Origin of the sequence: Desulfitobacterium metallireducens DSM 15288 (genome assembly GCF_000231405.2) — a bacterium.
In the GTDB taxonomy this organism is placed as follows: domain Bacteria; phylum Bacillota; class Desulfitobacteriia; order Desulfitobacteriales; family Desulfitobacteriaceae; genus Desulfitobacterium_A; species Desulfitobacterium_A metallireducens.
On sequence record NZ_CP007032.1, the window covers coordinates 1,441,898 to 1,459,734 of the forward strand.

A 17,837-nucleotide genomic window follows, 5' to 3' on the forward strand; every position below is an offset into this window, starting at 1 on the left:
GACAACAAAGGCTTGGCAAAAATATGCCAAGCCTTTTGTCTCAATTTGAGATGGAGGGGAGAACCATGTGGTCTTTTCTAGTCAGTGTAAATAGCGAGATGGAAGCTGATATTATCAATGGAATTCTAGAGGAAGCCAATATCCCTACGCAGAAAAAGTACCCCGGTGACTTAAAAGCCTCTTACGGAATCATTAACGGAGTCGAAGTTTGGGTTCCTAGTAATTCTCTTGAACTGGCTCAAGCATTGCTTGCAGCATTACCCCAACAGTTAGAAAGTTTGACCCCTTTCACCGAAGACGCTGGAAACGAACTTAACTCCTCTGCGAATGATTCGCCTAAGGCGAGATGGCGCTGGCTTTACAAATCTATCCTCATCTGTTTTATCTTAATTTTATTTGTCCTTTTTTATGGGTTTTCGCGAGGGTAGATCTTGATACCATAACTAGAGCTCTAACGTTTGACGAAGAAGTTCGAGTTGAGCAGATGCCTTCTCCATCCGTATTTCAAGCGCTTCTTTTTCCAGTGTAAGTTCGGATACCTGGTCTTGTAACTGATTCAGTGACGCTTCAGTTTTTATCTCTTCTTCTTTAAGTTCAGCTACCCTCTGCTCAGCTCGTTGAGTCGACTCATGTAAAAGAGTTTCGACCTCGTTCTTAGCGTTTTCTAAGAGCGTTTGAGCATCCTGTTCAGCATTATCTTTAACTTGACCGGCGACACGTTGTGCACTGAGCATAGCGTCTCGAAGGTCTTTTTCCATACCTTCATAGGACTTTAGACGATTACCCCATTCTGCGTTTTGTTCACGCAAACTATTGATTTGTAAGCGAAGTTCGCGATTAGAAGCGTTAGCTTCATCTAACTTATGTTGAAGTTCTGCATAAGCATTGTCCACTTCATCTGGGTCATATCCACGCATAATCTTTCTAAAATTAAGAGATTCCATTATACATCAGCCCCTTATGCGAATTTTATTATTATGTATAAAAAATATGCAATATCATTACCTTATTCAGTTTATCATGATAAACTTTTTCAGGATAGCAAAATTTTGCTTTTAAAATCGAAGTCTGTAACTCCGTGTATAAATAATAGAATATTTACGCATCCTGTAAGTGAAGTTTAAATCTAAAAAGGGGGATAGGGCAATGCAATATAATGAGGCTGAGACAAAAACTATCTTAGATGAAGGTATGATAACACGTAGCTTAATTGAAACAGAAGTCTCCATGAAAAAATGCCAGCTTTATAATGAAATGGCCACCGATCCTGCGGTCAAATCCTTTTTTAAAGACCAAGCTAAAGGACTTGAAAATGTCATGGGCTTCTTTAAAAATGGGATAAGTGATTTGAAATAGGGAAGGAGAGAATGGCATGAATATGTTTACCGATCTGGATATGCTCTATGATTATGAAAAAGACGTCGCTAGCGCTGCAGCTGGTTATATGACCTTTGCTACACGGGCCCATCATGATGAACTTCGTGATCGTTATCTACGTCTGGCTAATGAAGCAACGAATGCTCATTCAAAAGTTAGTAAACTAATTACGAAAACCGGAGGAATTGCTTAAACTAAGTCAGATTTAAGTTAAAGTGCAAAGAAGAAAAACGTGGGATTTTATTTGACTATCCCACGTTTTTCTTTCTTTTGGAAATGATTAGCCTGCAATTTGACGTGAACGGTAGGCGATTGTTTTACGGCGAATTCTTTGGATCGCATTGTCCAAAGATTTGGGATTCAAGCCTAAATGCTTCGTGACTTCACGTTGCTTCATACCTGCTAGAAAATGATAACGAAATACAGTGAGTTCCAAGCCCGAAAATTCACTCGTCAATTCATGTAGGAAGGAACGTGCTTCATCAGCCGCAACAATTCGCGACTCAGGGTTCTCGATATTAGGAATAATGTTGAGAAAACTTTCATCTTGATCCTCAGATAGAGTATTATTCAGAGAGAAGGCATTATTTAAATTCAAGTGTTTTTGTCTGTTATAGGCTCGTAAGCAATCAATCAGCTTTCGTTTAATGACCATACGTACGAAATGTAAGAAAGGAATCTTTGAGCTCGGATTATACGACATAATTGCCTTATATATTGCAATGCGGCCTTCTTGAAGTAAGTCTTCATAATCCGCTCGTGGTAAAAAATATTTGCAGGCAATTTTTCGAACCTCAGGCTCATAATCTTCGATGAGCTGATTCATTAAAAATTGATTTCCAGAGCGCGCAGCTTCAAGTTTTTGGTTATCTTGCTCAATCTTATCATTTAGTGAAGTCAATTGCGCTCATCTCCTCGTAAAAAAATACCCTACCTAAAGAGTCTAAAAAATATGCACTCTTTTGGCAAGGTATTTTTTGTGGACATTTACCCTAAATATTACATAAATTCCTTATTATCTTACAGCTGTTTCAATAAGTTAGCAGTTTCAATTGCGGTTACAGCAGCATCGTAGCCTTTGTTTCCACCTTTGCTCCCTGCCCGTTCAATAGCTTGGTCAATGGAGTCAGTCGTCAATACGCCAAAGATGACAGGGGTATGTGTTGACAGACCAACGTTGGCAACTCCTTTACTTACTTCAGAGCTGACGTACTCAAAGTGAGGAGTCGCCCCACGAATAACAGCCCCTAAACAAATCACAGCATCATAGCGCTTGCTTTCTGCAAGTTTCTGAGCAACTAAAGGTATTTCGAAGGCTCCTGGCACCCAGACAAGCTCAATATCTTCTTCTGAAGCTCCATGCCGATTCAATGCATCCAATGCTCCGCCAACAAGTTTACCTGTGATAAACTCGTTAAAACGTGCTACAACAATACCAAATTTCAAGCCCTCAGCGATCAAATTTCCTTCATAAGTTTTCATGGTTAATCATCCTTTCATATCTCTCTTTTTGATCATCTATTAAAGAGTTGAGTATTACACTCAATATGTTAACGAACCTCATGTAAAATATGGCCCATCTTTGATTTCTTAGTTGTCATATAGCGTTCGTTTTCGGCTTTAAGCGGGATTTCAATCGGTACGCGATCGATAACTTCTAAGCCGTATGCTTCAAGACCCACAATTTTACGGGGATTGTTCGTGAGTAAACGTAATTCTTTAATTCCTAAATCGGCGAGAATCTGGGCTCCAACACCATAATCTCTTAGATCGGCAGGAAACCCAAGCTCAAGGTTAGCTTCAACTGTATCCTTTCCTTCTTCCTGAAGCTTATAAGCTCGTAATTTATTGAGTAAACCGATTCCACGGCCTTCTTGGCGCATGTAAAGAAAGACCCCGCGTCCTTCAGTTTCAATAGCTTCCATCGCAACAGCTAATTGGTCTCCACAGTCACACCGACGTGAATGGAAAACATCACCGGTTAAACATTCCGAGTGGACACGAACTAAGACCGGTTCTCCATCATCGACTTTGCCTTTAACTAAAGCCATATGCTCTTGACCATCCAATAAGCTGCGATATCCAACCGCTTCGAAATCCCCGAAATCCGAGGGAAGATGGATGCTCTGTACACGCTCAACGAGGAGTTCCGTTCTGCGACGATAACGAATTAATTCTTCAATCGTTACGATTTTTAACTCATGTTTCTCTGCAAACTTCATTAACTCAGGTACTCTAGCCATCGTTCCATCATCATTTAAAATCTCACAAATAACGCCTGCGGGTTGTAAACCGGCTAGACGGGCTAGGTCAACTGAGCCTTCTGTATGCCCTGCGCGTACTAGAACGCCGCCATCGCGAGCTCGTAATGGGAAGATGTGCCCCGGCTGATGAAGATTTTCAGGTTTACTTTTGGGATTGGCCAAAACGGATACGGTCTCAGCGCGCTCAAAGGCTGAAATTCCAGTTGTACTTTTATCACTATCGACACTGATAGTAAACGCTGTTCCTTTTGGATCGGTATTATGAGCAACCATTTGATCTAAATTTAATTCAGTAAGCCGTTCACCGGTCATGGGCACGCATACGAGTCCGCGAGCATTCGTAACCATAAAATTAATGGCTTCAGGTGTTACTTTCTCTGCCGCCATCACCAAATCGCCTTCATTTTCTCGGTCTTCATCATCCACGACGATAATCATACGTCCTTGACGAATTTCTTCAATAGCTTCCTCAATTGTGCTAAATTCCATTACAATCACTCCCTGTACATTTTAAATTTTAAAGAAACCCATGTTGGGCTAAAAATTCCACGGATATGTCCTTGCGGACTTCTAGAGCAGGTTGACTTCCTAAAAATTGAGCAACATATTTACCAATTAAATCAGTCTCAAGATTTACTCTTGAGCCTACTCCTTTAAATCCTAAGGTGGTTTCCTGACGCGTATGGGGAATCAAGGAAACGGAGAAACTGCGTTGATCGACCTTTACAATAGTTAAGGAGATTCCGTCGATGGAAACAGATCCTTTGGGCAAAATGTATTGAAGCAGGGAAGGGGAGGCTTTAATCTCAAAAACCTCGGCAATTCCGATTTTTGTTTTCTTATAAATAGTCCCTATTCCATCAACATGCCCACTTACTAAATGTCCTCCCAAGCGTGTTGAGAGCTGTAACGCTCGCTCAAGGTTGACTTGACTGCCCCGGACTAATTCATCTAAATTGGTTTTTTGTAAAGTCTCCGCCATCACATCCACTGTGAACTGAGTTTCCTGGAGTTTTACAACAGTTAAGCAGACACCGTTGACGGCGATGCTATCCCCAATTTGCGTCTCTATTAATACTTTGTGGGCATTAATGGTCAAGTAGGCTGCATCAGGCAGAATCTGAAGATCGGCTACTGTTCCCAGTTCTTCAATAATTCCAGTAAACACGAAATCACCTCCTTAATCTTCAGCTGTATAAGATTTTTGCACTTGTGCTCGGACTCTAAGATCTCCTGTCTCTAGACTAATTTCCTCGATATCGAGCGGGATTGCTTTAGACATCTTATCAATTCTAAGGCCAGATAAGGGAGAAGGACCTTTTCCACCTATCAATTTTGGGGCAATGAAGAAATCAACTTCATCCACTAATTCAGCTTGAAATAAGGCTCCTGCTAAGCCTCCGCCGCCTTCAAGCAAAATGCTGTTCCACCCTCTGGTCACAAGGTCAAGCAATAGTTTTTTTAAGGGGACGTGCCGTGCTGTAGGATATTGCCAGACTTCAACTTGAGGCAAATTATTTAGATGCTCGATTTTGGTAGGAGAAGCGGCTTGGGAGGTTGCGATAATACAAGTTGCTGAAGAAAGAGGGGAAAGGACTTGTGCTTCCAGCGGAATTTTTAGAGATCCATCAACGATGACTCTGACAGGATCACGTCCTTCTGGTAATCGACAGGTGAGAGCTGGATCATCTTTAACTACTGTTTCGCTTCCTACAAGAATAACATCGAGTTGATTCCTTAATTCGTGTGCATAGAGGCGTGAAGATTCACTACTGATCCAGCGTGAATCACCAGTCTCAGTTGCGATCTTTCCGTCTAGTGTTGAAGCTACTTTATAAACAAGATAGGGGAGACCGGTTTGGATTGCTTTGAGAAAAGGCTGGTTTAATTTTTCAGCTTCAGCAGCACATAACCCCACTTCGACTTGAATTCCTGCTTCCCGTAGACGATTGATGCCTTCGCCACTCACGTGCGGATTAGGATCTTGCATAGCGATAACGACTCTGTGAATTCCTGATTTAACTAGGGCATCCGCACAGGGGGGAGTTCTGCCAAAATGTGAGCATGGCTCTAGGCTTACATAAGCGGTTGCATCCTTGGTTTTTTCGCCAGCTTGCCTCAAGGCATGAACTTCTGCATGAGGGGTGCCTGCTTTATGATGGAATCCTTCTCCAATAATCTCGTTATTCTTTACAATAACACAACCGACTAAAGGGTTTGGACTGGTTTTTCCGATCGCTTGAGCAGCCAGTTGTAAAGCACGGCGCATATAGTTTTCATCATTTGCATTAAAATTTGGTATGTCAATCATGGATCTTCCCTCTAAATCATTATGATTTCAATCTAAGTTTAGTTTGTAATAATTTAGGTTTCCCCGTTTGGCTTAAATAAATAGAAAAGCACCCGAAAAACCTCCGGGTGCTTGACGCACAAACCTAAAAAAGAACATAAAGACACAGAAATACTGTGCTAGCTCCTCTTTCCATCCAGACTATACTGTCGGCTCTGGACTTTCACCAGATCAGCCTTTCGGCTCGCGGGCTTTACCGCCGGTAAGGAATTTCACCTGTCCCCAGAGGGTATTATCATTTGAAATTGTTTATATCATACTCTAAATCATGTTGAAATTCAACTGTGATTGAAAAACTCTGAACGAAGCAAACCAAAAATCACGGCATCGTGATATTGTCCTTCTACAAAATGGGCATCTCTCAGCTTTCCTTCTAAGACAAATCCCAGTTTTTCATAAGCTTTAATTGCGCGTAGATTGCCATCCCAAGTATCTAGACTGAGACGATGAAAATTCCATTGCCCAAATAAAAAATGAAGGAAAGTTTTAAGCGCGTCAGTACCGTATCCTTGTCCCCAATGATTCTTATCTCCAATCACGATGAAAAGTGTAGCCGATTGGGCAGGAATATTTACTTCGCGAAAACCAAGTGTACCGATAAGTTCGTGTTGTAAATTGGTAATCGCATAACGATGTTCATCTGAATCTGGATCAAAAAAGCGACCTTCGAGTTCATCCTTGCTTAGTAGAGTATTAAGAGGCCAAGCTCCACTTGACCAAAGATTGACTTCTTGGTCATTATACCATTGATAAAATAATTCAATATCGTCTGAATCAAGAGGACGAATCAATGTTTTATGACCTTTTAACATGCAATCACCCATATTCATCAAAGTAGATATACAACAAAGGGTTTCCTCATCATGAGAAAACCCTTAACTAACAATGGTCGGGGCGACAGGATTCGAACCTGCGGCCTCTTGGTCCCGAACCAAGCGCGCTACCAAGCTGCGCTACGCCCCGTTTATCGAACGTGTTTTATATTAACAAACGGCAGGCATACTGTCAAGTATCCTTTTTAATCTCTACATGATTTCAACCTGTTTTTAAAATCTCTTGACTTAAGGCTTTTCTGCGTTTATTGCAGGAGAACTGTTTTTTAGTTATACTACTTAGGGTGATATTTTTTAAATAGAAATTTTTATAAAGTGTACAAATAGAATACTTATAGTGGAGGATACATTTTTGCGTAAAACTGCCATTGTTATGGATTCGACAGGATATCTGACTCCGGATATTCTTGATAAAAATAATATTTTGATCGTCCCTCTGACCGTAACAATTAAGGATGAAAGTTTTCCTGAAAATGAACTTTCTAACGAGAAATTTTTCATTAAATTAGGTAAAGGGACTTCAATGACCTCACAACCTTCAGTGGGTGCGTTCCTCCAAACTTATCAAGCCTTGATTACTGCAGGATACAAGGAAATTGTAAGTATCCATTTATCACGAAAAATTAGTGGTACGATAACTACTGCTCAAATGGCACGAGAATTACTTCCTGATGTTCCTATAGAAATATTCGATTCGGGTTCTTCAGCTTTAGGATTAGGACTTCTTGCTTGGGCCGCTACAGAGTGGGCTGATATAGGTCTTAGTGCCTCAGATATCATTAATCAGCTATCCAAATTAAAATCACAAACAGAGCTATATTTTATCGTTGATACACTGGAATATCTGCAAAGAGGCGGGCGAATCGGAGGAGCATCAGCGTTATTTGGAACTTTATTCAAAATTAAACCTATTCTCTACTTTAATGTTTCTGGTGAAATCGATGTGTTTGAAAAGGTTCGAACTAAGGGAAAAGCTTGGCAGAGAGTTTTTAAAGAGTTCGAACGAGCAAATTCCTTAGGAGTATCTTACCGAATTGCAGTAATGCACGTCGGTTTACCTGAAGAGGCAAAAGAAATTGCTAAGGCACTTAAGGAGAAATATCCAGCCCATGAAATCCGCGTGTTTGAAGCTGGACCTGTGATAGCTACTCATGTCGGACCTGGAGCTTCTGGGCTAGCCTTTCATCCTTGGCCGATGTCAACGAGAATTTAATCTGGCTTATATTCTATTGGATAGAGAGTTTATATATTATTTTAAAACATGGATTAAAATGAAAATGTGAACACCTTTTTAAGTTATACGTTAAAAGGTGTTTTTTCTTTCTATTATCGACATGAAAAGATAAGTAGTCTGAAGATTATTGTATATATGTAATTTTCAGAATTATTTGAGTATAGTTTCACAAAGAAGGATTATTAAAAACAATCGACGAAACTATTTAACAGTGAAATACAACGATTCACTCGAAAAAATATTCCATTGAAGGTTAACAATTAAATTTTCTGAATCTTTGCAGGATTTAGTGAACTTTAATAGAATAAACTTAAAATGGGATTTTTGCTATAAAAAGGAGTAATGAGAGAATATAAGAGCATGCAATTATATGTTTGAAATATGCATGATTTCATGATTCATAAGAATAGGAGATGATCCCAATTGAAGATTGCTATTTCAGGAAAAGGTGGGGTCGGTAAAACGACCTTTGCTGCAAATTTGGCCTTTTGGTTAGCAAAACGAGGTATACAGGTTCTTGCCGTTGATGCTGATCCTGATGCGAGTTTGGGTACAGTTTTAGGCATCTCAGATGATATATTAGCAGACTTAAAGCCGATTGTTGATATGAAAGAACTTATTGAAGAACGAATGGGGGGGAGTGGCGCTTTCTATCCTCTCAATCCTAGGGTTGATGATATTCTTGATGATTACTCGATTTTATTAGGGGATCCTGTAGGATTGATTCGTTTTTTTAGGATGGGAAATATCAAAGGTGGCGGAACCTCATGCTATTGTAAAGAAAATAGTTTTCTTCATGCACTTGTGAATTCCTTAATCTTAGGCGAAGATGACACGGTTATCTTAGATATGGGAGCAGGGATAGAGCAATTGACTCGAGGTACAGCCCAAGGGGTAGATATCCTCGTTATTATAACAGAAGCCAGTACAGTCAGTGTACATACCGTTAAGGTCATCCAAAACTTAGCGTTAGAATTAGGAATTCCTAAAGTTGTCGTCGTCGGTAATAAAATCCGCAATGTTAAGGAAGAACAACTTTTGCAAAGCCAATTTTCGGCGGAGACATTGTTGGGCCTTATTCCTTTTAGCGAGGAATTGCTTGATATGTCTGTCAACACTGGCTCGGCCGGTTTTCCTACTGGTACCCCAGGTTTTCAACTAGAAAACATTTACAAAAACATTATTTCAGAGGGGAGATGAGGAAGTCCGGTTTTAGATTCCAATTTTATGAGTTCATTCTGAGTGAGTAATCTGAGTGAGTAAAAAGGAGGAGGTTTGAATTATGCCCAGATATCGGGATTTAACACACACTGCCCGACCATCGGATGCACCGCGTGTGATCGAACCAAAAAATCCCTTGCGCACCATTGACCAAGGTGCTCTGGAAATGCTCAAAGTAGCGCAAGAGCAACATATTGAAACTGTTTTTGACCGTTTTGTTGCTCAACAACCTCAATGTGGATTCGGATATAAAGGAGTTTGTTGCCGGATCTGCTTAGCCGGTCCTTGTCGAGTGAAAACTGAAGAAGGCCCAGGTAGTAAAGGAATTTGCGGAGCTACAGCTTATACGATTGTTTCACGAAATTTAGTTCGAATGATCGCAGGAGGGGCAGCTTCCCACTCTGAACATGCTCGCCATGTTTTACACACCGCTCACGCTATGGTCGAAGGGAATGCACCAGATTACGAAATAAAATCACCAGAAAAGCTTCATAAATTAGCTTCCAAGCTTGGTGTTTCTATCTTGAATCGTGAAGATCAGGAGATCTTTAAAGATGTGACTGAAATTGCTTACGAAGATTTTGGACGATATCAAGACCGGCCACTCGCTTTCCTAGAAAGTTTACTTATTGAGCAACGCCGCAATAAATTCAAACACACAAATGTTATGCCACGTTCAATTGATGGCACCGTAACCGAGCTCATGGCTCAAACGGCAATGGGTGTAGATAATGACCCTGTCAATCTTATTTTCGGAGGCATTAAAGGCGCTCTTTCTGATTTGGGCGGAGAATATATCGGGACTACTTTAAGTGACATTCTTTTTGGTGTTCCAGAGCCGATTGTATCGGAATCTAACCTTGGGGTCATTGATCCTAAGATGGTGAATATTGCTGTTCATGGTCATAATCCAGTTCTCAGCGAAATGGTCGTTACAGCTGCTCGCAAGATGATAGATGAAGCTAAAAAAGTGGGAGCAGAGGGTGTGAATATTGTCGGGATTTGCTGTACTGGAAATGAACTGTTAATGCGCGAAGGAGTATATTTAGCAACTTCTTCAGCTTCCCAGGAAATGGCGATTTTAACAGGCGCACTTGATGCGATGGTTGTTGATATTCAATGTATTTATCCATCTGTTCAACAAGTGGCTGAGTGTTTCCACACAAAGATAGTAACCACTGAAGCTATCATGAAAACTCCTGGGGCACAGCATATCGCGTTTAATGCAGAAACAGCAATGGAAGATGCACAGAAGCTGGTTCGAATTGCAATTGAAGCTTATAAGAATCGGGATCCTCAAAAAATCTCAATTCCCAATGAGCGTCATAAACTTGTCGCCGGTTTTAGCCTTGAAGCTTTAACGAATATTTTCTCCAAGATCAATCCTAATCGTCCAATTTCAGTCCTCACTGACGCTATTTTGAATGGTCAACTAAAAGGGGTCGTTCAAATGGCAGGCTGTAACAATCTCAGACGTCCTCAGGACGAATCCCATATTGCTATTCTTAAGGAACTTGTGAAGAATGATGTCCTCGTGGTAGCAACTGGGTGCTCAGCTGGAGCAATAGCGAAAGCCGGGTTAATGAGCCCAGCTGCTGTTGATGCTTACGCAGGAGAGGGACTGAAAAGTTTTCTTAAGACTCTAGAAAATGCCAATCCGCAACTTAGCACAGGCCTACCTTTGGTCTTCCATATTGGCTCCTGTGTTGACAATAGCCGGGGTATAGACCTCGTTATGGCGATGGCTAATGAGCTTGGTGTTGATGTTCCGAAAGTTCCTTATGCTGCGTCTGCTCCTGAAGCCATGCATGAGAAGGCAGTAGCGATCGGTACCTTCGGTGTGGCCATGGGTTTACCAGTTCATGTTGGAGCTATGCCATTTATTGAAGGAAGCGATATTGTCTACGGAATTACTACTCAGATTGCCCATGATGTTTTTGGCGGTAATTTTATCTTTGAGATGGAGCCACAAGAGGCTGCTAAAAAGATTCTTGATGCTTTAGAATATCGAACTTGGAAACTCAGAGTTCATAAACAAGCTTCTGAAAAATTCGATACTCAAATCGCTCAAGGTTGGTAAGGAAAGGAGGAACTGTCCAATGTCCATGGAGCAAATTTATGAAGACGCTATTAAAGACCCTTCACAAGAGCCTAAAAAACTGTTACGCAAAGCTTATGACGGTACAATTACTGCCATGACTTATGCTGAAATTCTGCTTAATCGCGCCATCAAAGATTACGGTAAGGAACAAAGTATTGGTTATCCTGACACCGCGTATAACTTACCGGTTATTACTTGCCTATCCGGACAAAAAGTTACAACCTTAAATGAACTCGTCCCTATTCTTAACCGGATGAGGAATCAAGTGAAAACAGGGCTAACTTTCGAAAATGCACGTCTCTGGGGGGAATCTGTCCTCTATGCTGCAGAAATTATTGAAGTCCTCCATTACTTACGTGGGGATGAGCCTAAAGTAGCGCCCTGGACTGGTTTCTTAGGTGATCCTATTGTCCGTAAACATGGGATTAAGATGGTTGACTGGACAATACCTGGTGTTGCTGTCATTCTCGGTCGGGCTAAAGATTCTAAAGCAGCCAAAAAGATCGTGGATAATCTTATGGGAAAAGGGTTTATGATTTTTCTTTGTGATGAAATCATCGAGCAACTTCTTGAAGAGAACGTCAAGATTGGAGAAGATTATATCGCTTTCCCCTTAGGAAATTTCACATCAGTTATCCATGCTGTAAACTATGCTTTCCGTGCTGGCTTGGCCTTCGGCGGAATCCCAGCAGGTGAACGTGAACAACACCGTGACTATCAGCGTCGTCGTATTCGGGCTTTTGTTCTTAGTCTCGGTGAATTAGATGATGTCAAAGTAGCCGCATCAATGGGAGCAATCTTTATGGGTTTCCCTATTCTTACCGATCAAGAATTGGGAAGTGACATGCAAATACCAGATTGGTATATTTCCGAGCCTGATTACGAAAAAATAGTTCCACTCGCACTTGAGGTTCGAGGAATTAAGCTAACGAATATTGAAGTTCCGATTCCAGTTAACTTCGGGCCTGCCTTTGAAGGAGAGACTATTCGTAAAGGTGATACTTATGTCGAGTTCGGCGGTGGAAAAACAACAGGCTTTGAGCTTGTTCGCATGGTTGCCCAAGATGAAGTCGAAGATGGTAAAATCACGGTTATTGGACCTGAAATTGATTCAGTGCCAGAAGGAACCCGCTTACCCCTTGGTATTATGGTGGATATCTACGGTCGTAAGATGCAAGAAGATTTTGAAGGTGTTCTTGAGCGCCGCATCCACTACTTTACAAACTATGGAGAGGGTATATGGCATGTCGCGCAACGGGATCTCTGCTGGGTTCGTATTTCGAAAGATGCACGTGCTAAGGGCTTCTTAATGAAACACATTGGAGAACTTCTCCTCGCTAAATTTAAACAAGAATTCCCAGCTATCGTGGACCGTGTTCAGATCACCATTCTTACCGATCAAGCTGCCGTTAATGAGAATATAGTCAAGGCTCGGGAACGCTATCGTATTCGTGATGCTCGTCTTAAAAGTTTAACTGATGAAAGTGTTGATACCTTCTATTCCTGCCTCCTTTGTCAGTCCTTTGCACCAAATCATGTTTGCATCACAACTCCTGAACGGGTTGGCCTGTGTGGCGCAGTCAGCTGGCTTGATGCAAGAGCAGCTTATGAAATTACGCCGACCGGACCCAACCAGCCAATTCCTAAAGGACCGGCGATAGATGAAGTTAAGGGTATGTGGCAAAGTTGTAATGATTATCTTCGTCCTGCTTCTAACAATACGTTAGACGAAGTTAACCTCTATACGTTAATGGATAAACCAATGACCTCCTGTGGCTGTTTTGAAGCGATTATGGCAATTGTTCCAGAAGTTAATGGCCTCATGATCACTACTCGTGAACATAGTGGTATGACTCCATGTGGTATGACCTTCTCAACCCTAGCAGGAACCGTTGGCGGTGGCTTGCAGACTCCTGGGTTTATGGGTATCGGACGTTCATATGTTGTCAGCCGTAAATTTATTCCTGCTGATGGTGGTATTGCACGCATTGTCTGGATGCCGAAAGAACTTAAGGAGTTCCTGCGTGAAGATTTTGTACAACGATCCATCGATGAAGGTCTGGGCGAAGATTTCATCGATAAGATTGCCGATGAAACCATTGGGACAACGGTCGAAGAAATTATGCCTTTCCTTGAGGAAAATGGGCACCCGTGCTATTCGCTTGAACCTTTAATGTAATGCGAATTTAATTCTAACTATAGTATGTTTCCCGAATCTTTACCCCTCTGCTTTAGACCTTTTCACGAAAAGCAGAGGGGAATATCAAATCAGAAGAAAGGGGTAACCGTCACATGGGATTAACTGGACTAGAAATTTATAAACAGCTTCCTAAGAAAAACTGCGGGGAATGCGGAACTCCAACTTGTCTAGCTTTTGCGATGGCTTTAGCCGCGGGTAAAGGTGCCTTAGAGACATGTCCATATGTAACTGATGAGGCTCGTGAAAATCTTGCTTCTGCCTCTGCTCCACCAATTAAAGCAATTAAGTTCGGAAATGAATCTGTTCTTGGTGATGAAACGGTTCTATTCCGTCATGACAAAACGTTCTATCATCCAACAACTTTACTTATTAAAGTTTCGGATAAGCTTACAGACTCTGAAATTGAGGCGAAAGTCCAAGAAATTGAAGGCCTAGAGTTTGACCGGGTTGGATTACACTACAGTATTGATGGAATTGCAGTGGTGAATGAATCTAGTGATCAAGACCGTTTTAGCCAAGTCGTTGAGAAAGTCGCTTCGGCTACTTCGCGTTCATTGATGGTTCTTAGTGAAAATCCGGATGCTTTAAAAGCTGCTGTACCTGGAATTGCTTCTCGGAAACCGTTAATTGGTCCAGCAACCTTTGAAAATTATGAGGCTGTAGTAAACTTCGCGAAGGAGCAAAAAGTACCTGTAATCCTCAAGGCTGATGGTTTGGACGCTTTAAATGAATTGGTTGAAAGTGCTCAAAAACTGGGGTACAAAGAATTTGTTCTTGACCCGGGTTCGCGTAGCACGAGCCAAACTTTGGCTAACCTAACCCATTTACGGCGGCTAGCTATTAAAAAGAAATATCGTCCGTTTGGTTATCCAGTAATTGCCTTCACTGGCAAAAATGAACCGTTAGATGAGATTGCAGAAGCCTCAGTATATGTGGCTAAATATGCAAGTGCCATAGTCTTAAAAACTTCTATTAAAGCACATATTCTTCCGCTTATGGCGCTCCGCCAAAATCTATATACTGATCCGCAAAAACCAATTCAAGTTGAGCCCACGCTTCACGTGATCGGAGATGTTAATGAGAATTCTCCTGTCTATGTGACGACTAACTTCTCGCTGACCTACTACAGCGTTGAAGGAGAAGTTGAATCCAGTAAAATTCCAAGTTACATCCTTCCGATTGATACGGATGGAACTTCAGTCCTAACGGCTTATGCAGCCGGTAAATTCGAACCGGAAAAAATTGCGGATGCTTTAGCTGCCAGTGGTGTTGCGGAAAAGGTTAATCATCGTAATTTAATCATACCGGGGGCAGTTGCTGTTATTTCTGGAAAGCTCCAGGAAAAATCGAGCTGGAAAGTTGTTGTTGGGCCTCGTGAGTCGAGTGGTATTATTTCCTTCGTCCGAACCATGCAAGGTTGACCAGGTTTAAATTATATGTAGTGGATTAGAAAGAAAGCAGATAAGACTGCCAAAAGAGGGATTAGAATAAACAGGGGAGGGAAAGTCATGGCCCAATATCAAATCACATTCATGCCAGAAAATAGAGCCATTGAAATTGAGGCAGGAACCTCCCTGCTCAAAGCGGCTTCCAAAGCCGAAATCTATATTAAATCAGGCTGTGGCGGCGCTGGAACATGCGGAGCTTGCAAAGTTACGGTTGTTTCTGGCGAAGTCGAAACGACTGGAACAGGAAATTTGAACCCAGATCAAATTGCTCATGGTGTGCGTCTAGCTTGTCAGTCCTTTGTGCAAGGTGATTTAACAGTAGAGGTACCACCAGAATCTCGCCTTCAGGAACATCAGGTACTGATGGGAGATGTTAAAAAAGGGATTTTACAGGAATCTACAAACGACATCCTTGACAAATATGGGCATAAACCATTAGCGAATAAAATCAGAGTTCAGCTTCCTGAACCCACGTTAACAGACAATGCGAGTGATTGGGCCAGGCTATCTGTGGAACTCAAACGGAACCTTCCTTATGAAAAAAATATTGAGATACCATTATCGGTCTTACGTGATTTGCCCGAAATTCTTCGTCAAGCGAACTGGGATGTTTCCCTTACCTTGACTGATTTGGACGACAAGTACACGATAACTCGGATCGAACCAGGAAATGAGCAACCACCGTATGGGTTAGCCATTGATATCGGTACAACTACTGTTGTTGTTTACCTTGTTAATCTTAAAACGGGTGCGATTGAGGATAAACAGGGAACATACAATAAGCAAGCTAAATTCGGTGATGATGTCATTTCCAGGATTGTCTATGCCGTTGAGACACCTGATAGTATGCAAGAGATTCACCAAGCTGTAATCGACACTATAAATGAACTAACGGACAAATTGCTTGCACGTCAAAACTTAATACAGGCCGATCTAACAGCAGCAGTTGTAGCTGCCAATACTACAATGACCCAACTATTCCTTGGGATAAACCCACGATATCTTCGTTTAGAACCATATATTCCTACAGTTAGTCTTACACCCTCTGTTCCAGCAAGAGAACTCGGCCTACATATCCTGCCTGAGGCCTTAGTTCATTCCTATCCGTCTGTTGCCAGTTATGTAGGCGGAGATATTGTCTCAGGTGCTCTCATTACGGATATGGCGAATAAGGAGGAGGTTACTCTCTTTATTGATATTGGCACAAATGGTGAGATTGTACTCGGAAATCAAGACTGGCTCGTTTCCTGTGCTTGTTCGGCCGGTCCATGTTTTGAAGGTGGCGGAATTAATTTTGGGATGCGTGCCATGTCGGGCGCAATCGAGCGAGTTGAAATCGATCCTGAAACTTTGGACGTGAATCTTACTGTTGTAGGGCGAATTCTTCCTGTCGGGATTTGTGGATCTGGACTGGTAGATTGCTTAGCGAAAATGCGTAAAGCAGGAATTATTGATCGAGCGGGTAATTTTCAGCTTGAACGCTCTTCCTATTCAGCACGCTTACGTCAAACGCCAGATGATAAAGAATTTGTCCTTGCTTGGGCGCATCAAGCTGGTGGGGATAAGGATATTGTCATTACGGAAAATGATGTTAAGAATCTGATCCGGGCAAAAGGCGCTATCTATGCGGGTATTCGATCTTTGCTACAAATGGTGGCTATGGACATTGATTTGATTGATCGGATTGATATCGCTGGTGGCTTTGGAAACTACCTCAATGTTCCTGACTCGGTTCAAATTGGTTTACTTCCTGACTTGCCAGCCGAGAAATATGAATTTATTGGTAACTCTTCTGTTAAAGGGGCTTGCTTAGCCTTGTTATCACAAAAGGCCTGGCGCGAAGCGGCTGACTTAGCGCGGAAAATCACGTATGTAGAGCTCTCCATCGGGACTACTTTTATGGATGAGTTTGTATCAGCCCTTTTCTTGCCTCATACTGACTTGTCCCTATTCCCTACGGTTGAAGGATAAACTACATCCTGACAATTCTTACAAAAAGCTTGGAGGTATATTAATATGGCAAAATACGTAGCCGTTGCAGGAAAAGGCGGGGTAGGAAAAACAACATTCACAGCCCTTTTGCTTAGACAAATTATAAATAACAATCGTGATATTTCTATCTTAGCTGTTGATGCTGATCCAAATGCCAACCTAAATGAAGCCCTTGGGCTCGAAGTTACAGCGACAATTTCTGATCTCTTGGAAGAGACGAAAAATCCTAAAGCGATCCCAGCAGGGATGCCAAAAGATGTGTTCGTTGAATACAAACTTCAACAAACACTTGTGGAATCACAAGATATTGATCTTTTGGTCATGGGCGGACCGCAAGGCCCGGGTTGTTACTGTTATCCCAATGATCTTCTTCGAAAATACTTAGAGAATTTGGGAAGTAACTATGACCTGATTGCCATTGATACCGAAGCAGGTTTAGAGCATATCAGTCGTAGAACGATTCCGCATGTGGACATGATGTTTGTTATTAGCGATTCTTCAGCTCGTGGAATTCGCTCCGCTGGACGTGTTCATGATTTAATTAAAGGTTTGCATTCGGCAGTGGGTGAAGTTTATTTAGTAGTTACTAAAACTTCAGATAATAGTTTGGATGCGCTTTCTGAAGAAATTGCGAAAACCGGACTCAAGTTAATCGGTGAAATTCCACTTGATTCTTCGGTCGTGGAACTTGATTTAGCAGGGCAAGCCCTCTACAATCTTCCCGATGACTCAAAAGCAGTTCAAGCGGTGCAGAAAATCCTTGAACGAACTCAAATTTTTTAATGTACCAGATTGCTTCTTAAACTCCGAATTCAAA

General features: G+C 41.7%; 17 protein-coding genes, 1 tRNA gene and 1 riboswitch. Of the genes, 10 read left to right on the forward strand and 8 right to left on the reverse strand.

The genetic code is table 11. The features are described from left to right. Positions 1-65 precede the first annotated feature (65 nt). A complete protein-coding gene (locus tag DESME_RS15630) occupies positions 66-428 on the forward strand; it encodes a putative signal transducing protein (protein WP_006715430.1) in 363 nt (120 codons plus the stop codon). Positions 429-443: 15 nt separating this feature from the next. On the opposite strand, the gene DESME_RS06945 is transcribed toward DESME_RS15630, so the two are convergent. Then, positions 444-944, reverse strand: coding sequence for a DivIVA domain-containing protein (locus tag DESME_RS06945; RefSeq protein WP_006715429.1), 501 nt, complete (start codon positions 942-944; stop codon positions 444-446). Between the two features lie 202 nt (positions 945-1,146). Here DESME_RS06945 and DESME_RS06950 point away from each other — a divergent pair, with 202 nt between their 5' ends. Both DESME_RS06950 and DESME_RS06955 read left to right on the forward strand, forming a co-directional pair. After that, entirely contained in the window at positions 1,147-1,356 is a 210-nt protein-coding gene (locus tag DESME_RS06950) for a hypothetical protein (protein WP_006715428.1), read from the forward strand. Positions 1,357-1,372: 16 nt separating this feature from the next. Next, positions 1,373-1,570 carry a spore coat protein gene (locus DESME_RS06955; RefSeq protein WP_006715427.1) on the forward strand — a complete coding sequence of 66 codons (198 nt, stop codon included), beginning with the start codon at positions 1,373-1,375 and terminating at the stop codon, positions 1,568-1,570. Positions 1,571-1,657: 87 nt separating this feature from the next. On the opposite strand, the gene DESME_RS06960 is transcribed toward DESME_RS06955, so the two are convergent. The 7 genes from DESME_RS06960 to DESME_RS06990 all read right to left on the reverse strand — a co-directional run bounded on the left by DESME_RS06960 (position 1,658) and on the right by DESME_RS06990 (position 6,954). Next, complete coding sequence (locus DESME_RS06960) at positions 1,658-2,278, reverse strand: sigma-70 family RNA polymerase sigma factor (RefSeq protein WP_006715426.1); 621 nt, start codon at positions 2,276-2,278, stop codon at positions 1,658-1,660. Positions 2,279-2,397: 119 nt separating this feature from the next. Next, on the reverse strand, positions 2,398-2,859 hold the full coding sequence (ribH, locus tag DESME_RS06965) for a 6,7-dimethyl-8-ribityllumazine synthase (protein WP_006715425.1): 462 nt from the start codon (positions 2,857-2,859) through the stop codon (positions 2,398-2,400). Between the two features lie 68 nt (positions 2,860-2,927). Beyond that, positions 2,928-4,130: a bifunctional 3,4-dihydroxy-2-butanone-4-phosphate synthase/GTP cyclohydrolase II gene (locus DESME_RS06970; protein ID WP_006715424.1), complete on the reverse strand. Its 1,203-nt coding sequence runs from the start codon at positions 4,128-4,130 to the stop codon at positions 2,928-2,930. Between the two features lie 28 nt (positions 4,131-4,158). Then, positions 4,159-4,809: a riboflavin synthase gene (locus tag DESME_RS06975; protein ID WP_006715423.1), complete on the reverse strand. Its 651-nt coding sequence runs from the start codon at positions 4,807-4,809 to the stop codon at positions 4,159-4,161. Positions 4,810-4,821: 12 nt separating this feature from the next. Continuing rightward, on the reverse strand, positions 4,822-5,952 hold the full coding sequence (ribD, locus tag DESME_RS06980; protein WP_006715422.1) for a bifunctional diaminohydroxyphosphoribosylaminopyrimidine deaminase/5-amino-6-(5-phosphoribosylamino)uracil reductase RibD: 1,131 nt from the start codon (positions 5,950-5,952) through the stop codon (positions 4,822-4,824). A gap of 159 nt (positions 5,953-6,111) precedes the next feature. After that, positions 6,112-6,225, reverse strand: a riboswitch (FMN riboswitch). A 44-nt stretch (positions 6,226-6,269) separates the two neighbouring features. Further along, positions 6,270-6,803 (reverse strand): GNAT family N-acetyltransferase, encoded by a 534-nt coding sequence (locus DESME_RS06985; protein WP_025248711.1) that lies wholly within the window; start codon positions 6,801-6,803, stop codon positions 6,270-6,272. Between the two features lie 74 nt (positions 6,804-6,877). Beyond that, positions 6,878-6,954 (reverse strand) — tRNA-Pro (locus DESME_RS06990). Between the two features lie 222 nt (positions 6,955-7,176). Between DESME_RS06990 and DESME_RS06995 the strand changes: the two genes are divergently transcribed. The 7 genes from DESME_RS06995 (at position 7,177) to DESME_RS07025 (ending at position 17,803) form a co-directional block, all read left to right on the forward strand. Beyond that, on the forward strand, positions 7,177-8,037 hold the full coding sequence (locus DESME_RS06995; RefSeq protein ID WP_006715420.1) for a DegV family protein: 861 nt from the start codon (positions 7,177-7,179) through the stop codon (positions 8,035-8,037). 444 nt (positions 8,038-8,481) lie between these two features. Beyond that, complete coding sequence (locus DESME_RS07000; RefSeq protein WP_006715419.1) at positions 8,482-9,258, forward strand: ATP-binding protein; 777 nt, start codon at positions 8,482-8,484, stop codon at positions 9,256-9,258. Positions 9,259-9,340: 82 nt separating this feature from the next. After that, a complete protein-coding gene (gene cooS / locus DESME_RS07005) occupies positions 9,341-11,359 on the forward strand; it encodes an anaerobic carbon-monoxide dehydrogenase catalytic subunit (protein ID WP_006715418.1) in 2,019 nt (672 codons plus the stop codon). Positions 11,360-11,378: 19 nt separating this feature from the next. After that, the gene (gene acsB / locus DESME_RS07010) at positions 11,379-13,559 is read left to right on the forward strand and encodes an acetyl-CoA decarbonylase/synthase complex subunit alpha/beta (RefSeq protein WP_006715417.1); all 2,181 of its coding nucleotides are present in this window, start codon (positions 11,379-11,381) and stop codon (positions 13,557-13,559) included. Positions 13,560-13,672: 113 nt separating this feature from the next. Next, on the forward strand, positions 13,673-15,001 hold the full coding sequence (gene acsC / locus DESME_RS07015; RefSeq protein ID WP_006715416.1) for an acetyl-CoA decarbonylase/synthase complex subunit gamma: 1,329 nt from the start codon (positions 13,673-13,675) through the stop codon (positions 14,999-15,001). Between the two features lie 87 nt (positions 15,002-15,088). Next, complete coding sequence (locus DESME_RS07020; protein WP_006715415.1) at positions 15,089-16,999, forward strand: ASKHA domain-containing protein; 1,911 nt, start codon at positions 15,089-15,091, stop codon at positions 16,997-16,999. A gap of 45 nt (positions 17,000-17,044) precedes the next feature. After that, positions 17,045-17,803, forward strand: coding sequence for an ATP-binding protein (locus tag DESME_RS07025; protein ID WP_006715414.1), 759 nt, complete (start codon positions 17,045-17,047; stop codon positions 17,801-17,803). Positions 17,804-17,837: the final 34 nt, after the last annotated feature.

Coding starts and splice junctions, on each gene's coding strand:
- DESME_RS07025 (WP_006715414.1), top strand. CDS start 17,045: ATGGCAAAATACGTAGCCGTTGCAGGAAAAGGCGGGGTAGGAAAAACA.
- DESME_RS06985 (WP_025248711.1), bottom strand. CDS start 6,803: ATGTTAAAAGGTCATAAAACATTGATTCGTCCTCTTGATTCAGACGAT.
- acsB (WP_006715417.1), top strand. CDS start 11,379: ATGTCCATGGAGCAAATTTATGAAGACGCTATTAAAGACCCTTCACAA.
- DESME_RS06970 (WP_006715424.1), bottom strand. CDS start 4,130: ATGGAATTTAGCACAATTGAGGAAGCTATTGAAGAAATTCGTCAAGGA.
- DESME_RS06955 (WP_006715427.1), top strand. CDS start 1,373: ATGAATATGTTTACCGATCTGGATATGCTCTATGATTATGAAAAAGAC.
- acsC (WP_006715416.1), top strand. CDS start 13,673: ATGGGATTAACTGGACTAGAAATTTATAAACAGCTTCCTAAGAAAAAC.
- cooS (WP_006715418.1), top strand. CDS start 9,341: ATGCCCAGATATCGGGATTTAACACACACTGCCCGACCATCGGATGCA.
- ribH (WP_006715425.1), bottom strand. CDS start 2,859: ATGAAAACTTATGAAGGAAATTTGATCGCTGAGGGCTTGAAATTTGGT.
- DESME_RS06950 (WP_006715428.1), top strand. CDS start 1,147: ATGCAATATAATGAGGCTGAGACAAAAACTATCTTAGATGAAGGTATG.
- DESME_RS15630 (WP_006715430.1), top strand. CDS start 66: ATGTGGTCTTTTCTAGTCAGTGTAAATAGCGAGATGGAAGCTGATATT.
- DESME_RS06945 (WP_006715429.1), bottom strand. CDS start 944: ATGGAATCTCTTAATTTTAGAAAGATTATGCGTGGATATGACCCAGAT.
- ribD (WP_006715422.1), bottom strand. CDS start 5,952: ATGATTGACATACCAAATTTTAATGCAAATGATGAAAACTATATGCGC.
- DESME_RS07020 (WP_006715415.1), top strand. CDS start 15,089: ATGGCCCAATATCAAATCACATTCATGCCAGAAAATAGAGCCATTGAA.